The sequence below is a fragment of the Paraburkholderia sp. UCT2 genome (assembly GCF_014397665.1).
GTDB classification, from domain to species: domain Bacteria; phylum Pseudomonadota; class Gammaproteobacteria; order Burkholderiales; family Burkholderiaceae; genus Paraburkholderia; species Paraburkholderia tuberum.
This window is the reverse complement of sequence record NZ_VZQO01000016.1, coordinates 19,921-33,070: the sequence shown is the minus strand read 5'-3', so window position 1 is coordinate 33,070 and position 13,150 is coordinate 19,921. Positions and strand designations below refer to the sequence as shown.

The 13,150-nt window shown below is 62.6% G+C and carries 13 protein-coding genes; 5 read left to right on the top strand and 8 right to left on the bottom strand.

Annotated elements, in window-relative coordinates:
• Positions 1-21: 21 nt before the first annotated feature.
• On the top strand, positions 22-1,218 hold the full coding sequence (locus tag F6X39_RS15400; RefSeq protein ID WP_187617227.1) for an acetyl-CoA C-acetyltransferase: 1,197 nt from the start codon (positions 22-24) through the stop codon (positions 1,216-1,218).
• Positions 1,219-1,267: 49 nt separating this feature from the next.
• Here the strand turns inward: F6X39_RS15400 and F6X39_RS15395 are convergent, their stop codons facing one another.
• Together F6X39_RS15395 and F6X39_RS15390 are read right to left on the bottom strand one after the other, a co-directional pair.
• Entirely contained in the window at positions 1,268-1,438 is a 171-nt protein-coding gene (locus F6X39_RS15395) for a rubredoxin (protein ID WP_090808851.1), read from the bottom strand.
• A 33-nt stretch (positions 1,439-1,471) separates the two neighbouring features.
• A complete protein-coding gene (locus tag F6X39_RS15390) occupies positions 1,472-2,674 on the bottom strand; it encodes a cytochrome P450 (RefSeq protein ID WP_187617226.1) in 1,203 nt (400 codons plus the stop codon).
• A gap of 152 nt (positions 2,675-2,826) precedes the next feature.
• On the opposite strand from F6X39_RS15390, the gene F6X39_RS15385 reads away from it, so the two are divergent.
• Positions 2,827-3,732, top strand: a complete 906-nt coding sequence (locus F6X39_RS15385) for an SDR family NAD(P)-dependent oxidoreductase (protein ID WP_184064369.1) — start codon at positions 2,827-2,829, stop codon at positions 3,730-3,732.
• Between the two features lie 74 nt (positions 3,733-3,806).
• On the opposite strand, the gene F6X39_RS15380 is transcribed toward F6X39_RS15385, so the two are convergent.
• From F6X39_RS15380 to F6X39_RS15355, 6 genes are all read right to left on the bottom strand, one after another.
• Positions 3,807-4,628, bottom strand: coding sequence for an HpcH/HpaI aldolase/citrate lyase family protein (locus tag F6X39_RS15380; RefSeq protein WP_187617225.1), 822 nt, complete (start codon positions 4,626-4,628; stop codon positions 3,807-3,809).
• A gap of 62 nt (positions 4,629-4,690) precedes the next feature.
• Positions 4,691-5,548 carry a MaoC family dehydratase N-terminal domain-containing protein gene (locus F6X39_RS15375; protein WP_187617295.1) on the bottom strand — a complete coding sequence of 286 codons (858 nt, stop codon included), beginning with the start codon at positions 5,546-5,548 and terminating at the stop codon, positions 4,691-4,693.
• Between the two features lie 8 nt (positions 5,549-5,556).
• Complete coding sequence (locus tag F6X39_RS15370) at positions 5,557-6,711, bottom strand: serine hydrolase domain-containing protein (RefSeq protein ID WP_316251689.1); 1,155 nt, start codon at positions 6,709-6,711, stop codon at positions 5,557-5,559.
• A 49-nt stretch (positions 6,712-6,760) separates the two neighbouring features.
• The gene (locus F6X39_RS15365; RefSeq protein ID WP_187617223.1) at positions 6,761-7,531 is read right to left on the bottom strand and encodes an enoyl-CoA hydratase/isomerase family protein; all 771 of its coding nucleotides are present in this window, start codon (positions 7,529-7,531) and stop codon (positions 6,761-6,763) included.
• Entirely contained in the window at positions 7,528-9,129 is a 1,602-nt protein-coding gene (locus tag F6X39_RS15360; RefSeq protein WP_187617222.1) for a GMC family oxidoreductase, read from the bottom strand. Before F6X39_RS15360 ends, F6X39_RS15365 begins: the two co-directional genes overlap by 4 nt.
• Positions 9,130-9,201: 72 nt before the next feature.
• Positions 9,202-10,446 carry a cytochrome P450 gene (locus F6X39_RS15355; protein ID WP_187617221.1) on the bottom strand — a complete coding sequence of 415 codons (1,245 nt, stop codon included), beginning with the start codon at positions 10,444-10,446 and terminating at the stop codon, positions 9,202-9,204.
• 167 nt (positions 10,447-10,613) lie between these two features.
• On the opposite strand from F6X39_RS15355, the gene F6X39_RS15350 reads away from it, so the two are divergent.
• The 3 genes from F6X39_RS15350 to F6X39_RS15340 all read left to right on the top strand — a co-directional run bounded on the left by F6X39_RS15350 (position 10,614) and on the right by F6X39_RS15340 (position 13,048).
• Positions 10,614-11,342 (top strand): TetR/AcrR family transcriptional regulator, encoded by a 729-nt coding sequence (locus F6X39_RS15350; protein WP_187617220.1) that lies wholly within the window; start codon positions 10,614-10,616, stop codon positions 11,340-11,342.
• A 100-nt stretch (positions 11,343-11,442) separates the two neighbouring features.
• On the top strand, positions 11,443-12,696 hold the full coding sequence (locus F6X39_RS15345; protein ID WP_187617219.1) for an NAD(P)/FAD-dependent oxidoreductase: 1,254 nt from the start codon (positions 11,443-11,445) through the stop codon (positions 12,694-12,696).
• Between the two features lie 31 nt (positions 12,697-12,727).
• Positions 12,728-13,048, top strand: coding sequence for a 2Fe-2S iron-sulfur cluster-binding protein (locus F6X39_RS15340; protein ID WP_184032234.1), 321 nt, complete (start codon positions 12,728-12,730; stop codon positions 13,046-13,048).
• The last annotated feature ends 102 nt before the right edge of the window (positions 13,049-13,150 follow it).

Sequence of the window (13,150 nt, the reverse complement as noted above, 5' to 3'; positions counted from 1 at the left end):
AACTTTGCAAGGAAACGTCCGATGAAACGCGCGGCAATTGTCTCCCCTGTACGAACGCCCGTCGGCACCTTTGGCGGTAGCCTGCGCGGCGTTTGCGTCGAAGATCTCGGCGCGCTCGTTGCGAATGAAACGATCCGGCGCGCAGGACTCGAACCCGCTCGCATCGACGACGTCGTCTTCGCGCAATCGTACGCGAACAGCGAAACACCTTGCGTGGGCCGCTGGATTGCGCTGCAGGCGGGCCTGCCCGTGGAGGTGCCGGGCATGCAGCTTGACCGACGTTGCGGCGGCGGCCTGCAGGCGCTCGTCACCGCCGCGATGATGGTGCAGACCGGCGCCGCCGACGTGGTGTTGGCCGGCGGCGTGGAAAGTATGAGCAATATCGAGTACTACAGCACGGACATGCGCTGGGGCGCCCGGTCGGGCTCCGTCCAGTTTCACGACCGGCTCGCGCGAGGCCGCGAGCGCTCACAGCCGGAATCGCGCTTCGGCTTTATCTCCGGCATGATCGAGACCGCCGAAAATCTGGCCACCGACCATGGCATCAGCCGCGAGGCCGCCGACGAGTTCGCGCTGCGCAGCCATCAGCGCGCGGCCGCCGCATGGGAGTCCGGCCATATGGCCGAAGAGGTCGTGGCGGTCAGCGTTCCTCAGAAAAAAGGCCAGCCGCTTCTGTTTTCCAAAGATGAAGGATTCCGCGCCGACGCCAGCATGGAAAGCCTCGGCAAGCTTCGCGCGTTGATGCCGGGCGGCACAGTCACCGCAGGCAACTCCAGCCAGCAAAACGATGCCGCTGCCGCTTGCCTCGTCGTCGCGGAAGACCGCCTCGAAGCGCTCGGACTCGAACCCATGGCCTGGCTGACCGGCTGGGCCGCAGCCGGATGCGAGCCATCACGCATGGGCATTGGGCCCGTGCCCGCAGTGCGGAAGCTGATGACGCGCATCGGGCTCACGCTCGAGCAGATGGATCTTGTCGAAGTAAACGAAGCATTCGCGTGTCAGGTGCTGGCAGTCCTCAAAGGCTGGAACTGGCACGATACCGACCGGCTCAACGTGAACGGCTCTGGCATATCGCTGGGCCACCCGATTGGCGCAACGGGCGTGCGCATCATGACAACGCTGTTGCACGAGTTGACGCGCCGGAAAGGACGTTATGCACTCGAGACCATGTGCATCGGCGGTGGCCAGGGTATTGCCGCCGTGTTCGAGCGCGCCTGATCCTGAGCAATGAAGCGCACGGCCTTGCGCCGTGCGCCCGCCCGCACGCTCAGGCCTCCACTTCGAACATCACGAAGTCGGCCTTGGTCGCACCGCACTCGGGGCAGGCCCAGTCATCCGGGATGTCTTCCCAGCGAGTGCCAGGCGCGATGCCCTCCGCGGGAAGTCCCGCTGCTTCGTCGTAATAAAAACCGCAAAAAATGCATTGCCACTTTTTCATGATCGTCGATGAGTCGTTGAGGGTGGGGATACTTCAGGGCGCTACGTCCCAGACGAGCGGCAGATAGAGCATGCCGTTGACGGAGCCCGAGCCGCATCGGGGCTTGTCGCCCTCGCGAATGCGAAAATCGGGAATGCGTTTGAGCCACTCCTGGAGAAAAACCTTGATCTCCGTACGTGCAAGGAACGACCCCGGGCAGCGATGCGGGCCGTTGCCGAACGCGGCGTGCAGCACTGGCTTGCGCGTCAGATCGACGGCGAGCGGATCGCTGAACTTGCGCTCGTCGAGGCCAAACAGGGAGTTCGGCAATTGAATCTGGTCGCCCTTCCTGAACTGGATGCCCTTGTATTCCATGTCCTGCGTGATGAGCCGCGCGGTGTTCGCCACGCCAAAGCGACGAATCATCTCATCGACCGACGACACCATCAGATCGGGATTCTCGATCAGCTGCCTCCGGTGCGCCGGATTCTCCGCCAGAAAGCGCGCGATGAAACCCATCATCGACGCGACGGTATCGAGGCCGCCAAACAGCACGACGATAAACATCCCGAACATCCGCTCGGGGCTGATCGGCTTGCCGTCGATCTGCGCGTTGGCGATGAGGCTGACGAGATCGCCGCCCGCCTCTGCCTTGCGCTTCTCCACCCAGGTGGAGATATAGCCAATCAGCCGGTGCTGGGATTCGTTGCGCTGCTCGAAGTTGCCGCGCACGGCCCATTCCGCCCATTCGAGCAATTGTCCTCGATCGCTCAACGGAAGATCGGCAAGACGCAGGAAAATCACGATCGGCAGGATCTTCGAGAACTCCGAGACGAACTCGCATTCGCCTCGTGGAGCGATTTTTTCGATCAGCTCGATCGCGAGCTTGCGCACGTCGCTTTCCAGCGAGGAGATAGCTTGCGGCAGGAAAGCGGGCGTGATCAGGTTGCGGTACGCGGTATGTTCGGGCGGGTCAAGTTCGAGCGGCACGAGCTGCGTTTCGTTGAGCGGCGGGATGTTGACACTGCGATGCGAAAAATGGGTGTGGTCCTTCTGCATGGCCTCGATGTCTTCGCCGCGCGTGGCGATCCAGTGGCCGCCATGGTACGGGGACCAGACGATATCGGGCCCGGTATGCAGCCTCTTCCACGCCAGATGGACGTCGTCTTGCGCACCGGGCGGATTCATATAGTCGAAATCGACCACGAGTTCTCGCGGAACATGGTCCGGCACGGTCCAGTCTTTCGTAGGGTTCATCTCGCGTCTCCTATCATTTGGTCGTCTTCGAATGGATCAATCGTCACACTTTGCATCAACGTGCCGGCGTTCATATTATGCAACGCCGTTCAGTTTTGATATTATACCGAAGCGAGCTTTTCTACATCAACGCTTATCGAACGGAGACAAGAGTGAGCGATTTCGTCAAGGACAAGGTGGTAGTGGTAACGGGTGCGGGTGCCGGCATCGGGCGCGATTTTGCGTTGCAATTCGCGGCGAACGGCGCAAAGGTCATCGTCAACGACCTGGGTCGCAACGCCGAATCCGGCCAGTTCGCCGCAGAGCGCGTCGTCGAAGAAATCAAGGAGGCCGGCGGGCAAGCGCTTGCCTCGACGGATAGCGTCGCTGAATGGGATTGCGCGCAGAAGATCGTGCAGGCCGCGCTGGACACGTTCGGCCGCATCGACTGTGTGGTCAACAACGCCGGCATCGTGCGTGACCGCATGTTCTTCAACATGAGCCTCGACGAGTGGAAGGCCGTAGTCGACGTGCATCTGAACGGGTCGTTTTTCGTGGCACGCGCGGCGGCTCCGCATTTCAAGGCACAAAACGGCGGCAGCTTCGTTCACATGACCTCCACCTCGGGTCTGATCGGCAACATCGGACAGGCCAACTACTCCGCCGCCAAAATGGGGGTCGTCGGTCTGTCGAAGTCGATTGCCCTCGACATGGCGAAATTCAACGTGCGCTCGAACTGCATCGCACCGTGGGCATGGACCGCAATGACGGCCTCGATCCCCTCGGAGACGCCTGAGCAAAAAGCACGCGTCGAAATTCTCAAGCGCATGGAATCGCGCAAGATCGCGCCACTCGCGGTCTACCTTGCGTCCGACCAGGCCGCAAAGGTTTCGGGTCAGATCTTCGGCGTGCGCGCCAACGAGATCTACTTCTTCAACCAGATCCGCATGATCCGCTCGCTGCATCGCGACGGCGGCTGGACGCCCGAAGCGATTGCCGAGCAGGTCATGCCGGCGTTCGAATCGAGCTTCTTCCCGAACGTGCCGTCCATGGCGCTCACGCCCTGGGACCCGGTGTAAGCGATACCGTGTCACGCCCGCGCCACATGATGCGGTGGTGGCGCGGGCGGTGCGGCGCTCACCCGCCGCACCACTTACCCTTCCTCTGAACCTCGCACGCTTTCAGACAAGCCAACGATGCGTCTTGCCTTGAGCAATACCGGCAAGTCCACCATCCGTCCATCTACGGACACCGCCCCGCCTTCTGCCCGCTCATACGCGTCGACAATTCGCCGCGCCTTGGCAATTTCATCCGCGCTCGGGCTGAACGCCGCATTGACCGCTGCAATCTGGCGCGGATGAATGCACAGCTTCCCGCCAAAGCCCAGCGATCGCGCCTTCGACGAATCGTGCGCGAGTTGCCGTTCGTCATCGATTGCCACGCTAACGCCATCCACGGGAGACTGAATGCCCGCTACGCGGGAGGCCAGCACGATACGCGAACGCGCGAGCAGCAGCGCGTCCCATGAACCGTCACAATCCAGATCGAGTTCGAAGTCAACCGAACCGAATATGAGTCGCTCGACGCCGGGCATGCGCGCCACGTCCAGTGCGTTCCAGACGCCCTCGGCAGATTCGATGATCGGCAATATGGGTTTCGCCGTTGCCGCCGCGACAGCGGCCAAAGCAGCCGGATTCTCAGCCTTGGGCAACACCACGCCATCGATACCATCGAACGCTGCGAGCGAGAGGTCCCGCTGGAACGACTGCGTCCCCGCGCCATTGATGCGCAAAAGTACCCGAACCGTCGATGCCAAAAATGTACGTACCGCGTCGGCAACATATGCACGCGCCGACGCTTTGTCCGCATCTGCAACAGCGTCCTCGAGGTCCACGATCACCGCATCGGCGCCTGCCGCGAGCGCCTTGGCGAATCGTTCAGGCTTGCTGCCCGGCACAAAAAGAAACGAACGCATAAAGTCTCCCATTCAGCGTGCGGTCCGGCTATGGCGACCCCGCCAGCGGACCGGCTCGACGATCAGATCAGAACAGCCGTGGCTTCCATGCGCAACGATCCGTCGCTGCCGGCGATCCACAAGCTCACCTTGCTTTGGTCCGATTCGTGTTGCTTTCCGCAAACATAGAAAGGCGAAGTGTCCACCACCGGTTTGATCGCGCGGAACGAAAACGCTCCGACGCGCGCGCCCGGCAACTCCGATCCGAGCGAGTCCATCAGTAGCGTGGCGAGCAGCGGGCCATGCACGACGAGTCCCTCGTATCCCTCTGCGCCGATCGCGTAGGGCCGATCGTAGTGAATGCGATGACCATTCAACGTAAGCGCCGAGTAGCGAAACAGCAGCACAGGATCGGGGTTGACCTCGCGTGCCCATTGAGCGCCCATGGGCGCGGCCTGTAATGCTGCGGGCTTTTCGCTGGCGGCCGGATGATCGCGATACACGATATCCTGGCGTTCGACGATGGCAAGACCGGCAGCATCGCTGACCTCGTGCTTGACCTTCACGAACACGAGATCGCCGGTACGTCCACGCTTGTGCGCAACACTCTCGATGCATGAAAGACGCGTGATCGCGCTACCCGCTTTCAGCGGCCGTAGAAACTCGAGTTGACTGCCCGCCCACATGCGGCGAGGCAAATCGACCGGCGGCAGAAAGCCGCCGCGTTTCGGATGACCGTCCGCCCCCACCATCGACTGGCGATGAACCGGCAGAAAATAAAGCCAGTGCCACAACGGCGGCAAGTCATCGCCACGTGCTGAAAGCGCGTCATCGTGGTCAAGCATGGCGCTGAGAGCCGCCATCGGCGTGGAGGTGACCTGATCCCGCACTTCCTCCGTGCGCCCGGTCCATTGCTGCAAATACTCGATATCCATGCGCATCGTGCCAATCACTTCAGATCCAGTGCGTCGCGAATCGCCGCAGCGATCGGAAGCAGCGGATCTTCTTCCGGCGTGGCCGGGTTGAACAGCTTGTTATGGCAGATCGCGACGGCGAGCCCGGTATCCGGGTCCGCCCAGCCGATCGAATTGCCCTGCCCCGGATGGCACAAAGCGCGCGGCGAGCGTGCCGCCGTCACCGGCGGATGGTTGCCGCCGAACCAGAAGCCACCGATCGTGATTGGAATCGGAAAGCCGAACATCACCGGGTCGGGTTCCTCGCTATTGGCGCGTGGCGTGTTCAGCGTGGCGACGAGCTCCTTCGAGAGTATCCTCACGCCGTCCAACTCGCCGCCGCACGCCAGCATTGCCCAGAAGCGCGCCTCACTGCGTGCATTGAAGATCCCGCCAACGCCCGCCACTTCCGCGCGCCGCACGTCCGGACGCTCGAACACTTGCGGCGCCAATGCGACCTGTTGCGGCATCGAGCGCAGGAACAGCGGCGGCAGGTATTCCGCGGGAACCGGCACCATTGCATCGGTGAGACGTGCGATGCGCGGCTCGACTTCGTCGGAAATGCCGATCCATAGATCGTCGATGCCGAGTGGCATTGCAATCTCCTCGCGGACAAAGCGGCCCAGCGAGCGCTTCTTCGGATCGGCGCGTCGCACCAGTTCGCCAACGATCCAGCCGAACGTCATCGAGAGGTACAGCGTCTTCGTCCCCGGCTCCGCAAGCGGCTCGAGGTTGGCGATGGCGCTGGTCATCCACTGCCAGTCACACATCAGCTCCGGTGTGACGCCTTCGGGCATTTGCGGCACACACGCGCGATGAGTCAGCACATCGCGCACCGTCGTTTTCTGCTTGCCGTGCGCACCGTACTCTGGCCAGTAGCGCGTCACCGGCGCGTCGTATTCGATGAGCCCGCGGTCGGCCAGGATATGCAACGCGGTTGCTGCAACGGCCTTCGTCACCGAATACACATTGAACAGCGTTTCGCCGTCGACCGGACGGCCGGTGGACGGATCGGCCACGCCGCTCCATGCGTCGATCATGAGCTTGCCGTTCAGATAGGCCGCCACCTGCACGCCGACCTCACCGCCTTCCCGTGTGGCGCGGTCGAGCGCCTGCTGAACGATCGCGTTGCGCTCCGTTGATGCTTGCACTACCAAGGTCATATCGTGTCTCCCATTCGTGAACATTCGCGTTGACGGGCTACCTCTTGCCGGACTGCGCGGCAATACCGGCGAGCCCTTCGAGCGCGAGCCCGTAGCCCAGTTCGTCGACCATGCGGCGCTTGAGCGGCTGCGTGAAGACCGCGCGCGTGTATCGCAGCGTTTCGATCGGCTTCGCCGCGAGTTCGTGCGCCATTTGCCACGCACGTTCGAGCAAGGTGTCGTGCGCGACGACCTCGCCGACGACGCCAAGCTCCCACGCGCGTTGCGCCGTGATGCGCTCGCCGCTGAGAAGAAAGTAGCGGGCGCGGTTGTGGCCAATCAGCATCGGCCAGACGATCTGCACGCCGTCCGCCGGCACGACGCCGTGAACGAAGTGCGCCTGCTCCGAGATTTCGGCGCGACTGGAGGCCAGCACGATATCCGACAGCACGAGCAACTCGGCATGAATGAGTGCCGGCCCGTTGATCGCGCCGATCACCGGAACCGGAATGTCCAGCAGTTGCATCAGCAGGTCCTGCCCCTCGCGCTGCAGGCGCGGCCAGACTTGCACAAGCGGCTCCGCCGGCAACTCGGCGTCATTCATCGCGTCGCAGAACGAATCGCCGGTGCCGGTCAGGATGACTACGCGATTATCGAGGTCGCGTGCGATCTGGTAGAACGCCTCGCCTAGCTGGCTGTGAATGCTGCGATCGAGCGCGCCCCACTTGAGCGGGCCGCCATCGGTATGCAGGCGCACCTGCAAAATACCCTCGCGTCGCTCGAAGTCGATGTTCGTAAAACGCCCGCTGTAGTCTTCAAGGCGGCTCATCGCGCGTCCTCCAGGATCAGGCCGGCGGCGCGCCATGCCATCGCCATCATGGGGCCATTCGTGTTGCCGGAGATCATCGTGGGTGTTACGGAGAGATCCATCACGCGCAGGCGTTCGACGCCGCGCACGCGCAGCCGCGAATCGAGCACGGCAAGCGTGTCCGATCCCATCTTGCAGGTACCGCAAGCGTGATAGCCGGATTGGCCTTCACGCCGGTAGAGGTCGAGAATCTCGTCATCGGTCTGGACGGCGGGGCCTGGGCGTGTCTCCCCTGCCAGCAGGCTGGCAAGCGGCTCGGCGGCCAGCACGCTGCGCATGAACCGGAATGCGTTGACAGCCGTCTGCCGGTCGTACGGATCGGCAAGGTAGTTCGCGACGACTTCGGGCGGCACGCGGGGGTCCGCGGACTGGATCCTGACGTGCCCTTCGCTGCGCGGGCGCAGCGGGTAGCTGAAGAGCTGCATGCCTGGGAACGACTCGAACGCGTAACCGGCCGCGCCGAAATCCATCGAGTACGGCGCCATCATCAGTTGAACATCGGGACGCATCGCATCCGCCGCGGTCTTGACGAAGCCGCCCACCTGGTACGAGCCGAGCGACATCACGCCACGGCGAAACAGCAGATACTGCATCGCGTTGCGCCATAAGCGCATGCCGCTGAACTGCCGGTTCTGCGAATCGCGCCAGTGCCGCAGGCGGGCCTGCAGCATATATAGATAGTGCTCGCGCAGGTTCCGTCCGACCCCCGGGCTTGCTGCCACGACAGGAATGCCAAGCGACTGCAGATGGCCGGAATCGCCAACGCCCGACAACTGCAAAAGTCGCGGCGACTCGATCGCGCCCGCCGAGAGCACGACCTCGCGACGCGCACGGTAAGCGATCTGCTGCCCCGCGCTTTCGCCCTGCACGCCGACGGCGCGCGTGCCGTCAAACACGATTCGCGCGGCTTGCGTGCCGGTAGCGACTGTGAGGTTCTTGCGCGCCCTCACGGGCTTCAGAAAGGCTTCGGCCGAGCTTTGCCGACGACCGTTGCGTATCGTATAGATCAGATAGGCCACGCCCTCATGATCGAGCCTGTTGATATCTTCCAAGCGCCGCACGCCGAGCGACCGGCACGCTTCGAGTACGGCCTCGCCAATTCGATTGCGCTGCGCGTACGGTGACACTTTCAGCGGGCCGCCCTCTCCACGCAGCTCATCGGCGCCGAGCGCGTGATCTTCGATGCGCCGGAAGCAAGGCGCCAGGTTCTGCCAGCTCCAGCCCTCGACACCCAGTTCGGCCCACCCGTCGTAGTCCTCGGGATGACCTCGCATATACACCATGCCGTTGATGCTGCTGGAACCGCCGAGCATCTTGCCGCGCAGCCAGATTTCGTTGCGATGCCCGTTGCCGTGATCGGGCTGCACCGGAATGAACCAGGCATGAGCTGGGTCGCCCAGCAGCTTGCCAAAGCCTTTTGGCATCCGGATCAACGGATTGCGATCTTCCGGACCTGCCTCGATGAGTAACACGGTATGGTGCCCGCTCTCCGAAAGACGATTGGCTAGCACGCAACCCGCCGCACCCGCGCCAATCACGATAAAGTCAAACTCGGTCATCTATGCGTTCTCCACCGTCCGTGCCTTGTCGGCCGGCCCCATCCATAGCACGCGAGGCCGGCGTTGTTCCTGTTAGCCGAAGATGACGGGAATCGAATGCGGAACGCGCATCATGATCCCGTTGATCGGTGGAGCTGGCGCGGCCGGATCGAGCTGAAGATTGGGCAGGCGATCGAGAATCGCGTTGAGCGCGCGCGTCATTTCCACGCGCGCCAGATGCTGGCCGATGCACACGTGCGGGCCATAGGCGAATGCAAAGTGCCGGTGACCCGCCTTGCGATAGATGTCGAACCTGTCCGGATCGGCGAAACGGCTGGGGTCGCGATTGGCGCTGCCCGCCACCACGTCGAGAAATGCGCCGGCAGGAATCTCGACACCACCGAGCGTGACATCACGCGTCGCCATACGCGACTGCATCAGCACGGGGCCGTCCCAGCGCAGAGCCTCTTCGATCGCCGCCGCGACCAGCGTGCGATCCTGGCGCACCGCTTCGAGCTGTACCGGATCGCGCAGCAACGCGAGCAACAGTACGCTGGTCGCGCGATAGGTTGTGTCGCCGCCCGCATTCACCAGTTGGCGAAGAAACGAAATGACGACCTCGTCCGGTAGCCGCTCGCCGTCCACCTCCGCGGTGGCCAGCGAGCTCACCAGATCGTCGCCGGGATGACTGCGGCGCTCGTCGACGAGCCGCGCGAAATAGGTGCCCAGCTTCGTCGATGCCTCCACGCCATGCTCGACATCGATCGAAACCAGCGTCTGTGCGATGGCGAGCTTGTGAAAGATCTTTACGTCTTCCGGCGGCAATGCCAGTTGTCGATAGATGATGTTGAACGGGTAGTGAAGCGTGAACTCGTTGACGAGATCCGCATGTCCGCGATCCATGAACTTCGACATCAGCTCGCTCACCACTGGGTCGACCAGCGTATCGCCCCATGCCGCGACGGTGTGCGGCAAAAAGGCCTTCTGGAAGATGCGGCGGTAGCGCGGGTGCTCGGGCGCATCCATCGTCGAGATACTGCGCCCGAAGCTGATGCCGAGATTGCGCTCGTAAGACTTGTTTGAAAACGTTGCCGGGTCGCCAAGCACCTTCGAGACCTCGTCGTATCCGAATACGGAATAGTGCGCGACATCGGACATGGTCAGGTCCGCCGCGCCGCCCATCAGCACACGGTAGTCGCCTTCCTGAACCACGGCCTTTTCCCGCAGTTCCGCAATGCGTGGATAAGGGTCCGCATCGGCACCGTAAGCGAGTGAATCCTCGAAAAAGGGGTTGAACTTAGGATCGTCGAAGTCCTCAAGTCGCAGCGCGGCGGCCATGGTTCCCGTCTCCATTAATCGTTTGTTTGCAGGCACCTCTGCTTTTGCGCGAGGTACCAATAGTTGAACTATGTTCTATTTTGCACAAGTGTGCAAGATCGATTTATCATTCGCGGAAGGGGATGTTGCGCGCTTCCTGGCTCGCGCCCCGCCATCAAAGGGAAACCATGCCGTCCAGCACCACGCACGCCGCCAGCAGACGGGCGACTGCCATCAATGTGCCGCGTGCCACGGCGCGCAGCACGACGCCAGAGCGCATTCTCGATACGGCCGAGCGGCTGTTCGCGATGCACGGCTACTTCGGCACGTCGATTCGCGACATCATGCAGAGCTGTGGCATGGAGCTGAGCCTCGCGCGGTACCACTTCGGCAGCAAAGACGCGCTGTTTCAGCAGGCGATCGGCCGTCGCGCCGCGGTGATCAGCCGGCAGGTCATCGAATCGCTCGAGGCCGAACTGGCACCCCTGCAAGGCAAGCGCCCCGACGTGGAAGCAATCGTGACCGCACTTTCCGCACCGGCCTTCGCGCATCTGAAGAGCGGCGATCCGGGGTGGCGAAATTACTTGCGCCTGCTAACCCAGATTGGCTGTCTTCCGGAGCGCCCCGATCTCACGGCGCCGTTTTATGATCAATACGCGCCTGCGGCCGCGCGCTACCGTGACGCCTTCGCCAAGGCACTTCCCCGCGTCACGCGGGAGACCGTCGAACTGGTGCAGCATTTCGTCGAGTCCGTGTTTCATCTCGTGCTCAACGAGCTTTACGCGCAGGAGGCGCGCTCCGGAGCCAAGGCACTCGCGACAGCACATATCGAGCGCATGCGCACCTATTTGATTCGTTTCGCGGTTGGCGGCATCGAGGCGATGGTCAGCTCCGCCTCGGCCCAACGGGGTTCATGAGCATTGACAGTCGCAGCGACCGTCGTTCACAATTTAGAACATTATTCAGACTTACTGTGGCCGCAGCGAGCCTGCGGCCGTGCGAGATGGAGTTAGCCTCATGACAGCTGGAGACGCAGAGAACATCGCGCTGATCGTCGGGGCGGGTCACGCAGCAGGAGAATGCGCGACCGCGATCCGCGAACAGGGATGGACGGGACGCATCGTGATGGTGGGAGAAGAACCGCATTTGCCCTACCAACGGCCGCCGCTCTCCAAGGCATTCCTGTCGGGCGAATCGACCGCCGAGCAGCTGTACCTGAAACCGCTGTCGACCTACGACAAAGCGCGTGTCGAGTTCATCCCGAACACGCGCGCGCAGCGCATCAACCGTGACGCGAAACGGGTCACGCTGTCCAACGGCAGCGAAATCAGCTATACGAAACTGGTTCTGGCCACCGGCGGCCGCGCGCGGCGCCTCGCGTTGCCGGGTATCGAAGCGACCGAGAAGCTGCAAAATTTTCACTACCTTCGCACGCTCGATCACGTCGCGCGCATTCGAAACCAGTTTCATGCCGGCTCGCGCCTCGTGATCATCGGCGGTGGATATATCGGGCTGGAAGTGGCTGCGGTAGCCGTGAAGCGCGGCTTGCGCGTCACCGTGCTCGAGGCGTTGCCGCGCGTCCTCGCGCGCGTCACGGCTCCCGAGCTTTCCAGGTTCTACGAGGAAGTTCACCGCGAAGCCGGAGTCGACATCCGTACCAACGCGATCGTGAGTGGGTTCGAACTCGACGCATCCGGCGACGCCGTTGCCGCCGTGTGCTGCGCGGACGGCACGCGCGTCGCCGCGGATCTCGTCATCGTCGGCGTGGGACTGGAGCCCGCCACCGAACTCGCGCAAGCGGCCGGCCTTGCTGTCGACAACGGCATCATGGTCGACGAACACACGCGCACGTCCGACCCGGACATTTTTGCGGTCGGGGATTGCACCAACCACCCCAACCCTTCCCTCGGACGCCGCCTGCGCCTCGAGTCCGTCCCTAACGCGCTGGAGCAGGCCCGCACCGCCGCTGCGTCGTTGTGCGGCAAGGAGCGTGTCTACAACAGCGTGCCGTGGTTCTGGTCCGACCAATACGATCTGAAGCTCAAGATGGTCGGCTTGTCCCTCGGCTACGACGAGTTTGTCCTGCGCGGCGATCCCAAAGCCCGCTCTTTCTCGGCGTTTTATCTCAAGGACGGCGTCATGCTCGCAGCCGATACGGTCAGCCGTGTACCCGAATTCGTGCTGGCCAAGCGTTTCGTTGCCGAGAAAATTCCGGTCCGCGCCGCCGATCTCGCCAACGAATCGATCCCGTTGAAAAGTCTGCTTCCCTAGTCCAATTCATTTTTTCAGAGGTTCACAAGCCATGCCGCTCATTCGATTCATCCAGCCGGACGGCAGCGAGGCCGCCGTAAGCGCCAACGTTGGCGATTCAGTCATGCAAACAGCGGTGAACAATCAGATCCCAGGGATTCTCGGCGATTGCGGCGGCAGTTGCAGTTGCGCAACCTGTCACGCGTATGTCGACGACACCTGGAGCAGCCACATGCCAGCGGCGCAATCCTATGAAGTCGACATGCTCACCTGCGCGATGGACGTGCGCGAAAACAGCCGTCTGACATGCCAGATCTTCATGACGCCGGAACTGGACGGGCTGGTGGTGCGTCTGCCCGATCTGACGGCGTAAGCGCGAGGAGCACGGAGGCCTGTCGCACGACGCCGATCTCCACGATGCGGGAGTTTGCGCGGACCTCACTCCTTGCATTCCTCGCCAGTCCCACGAATGGCT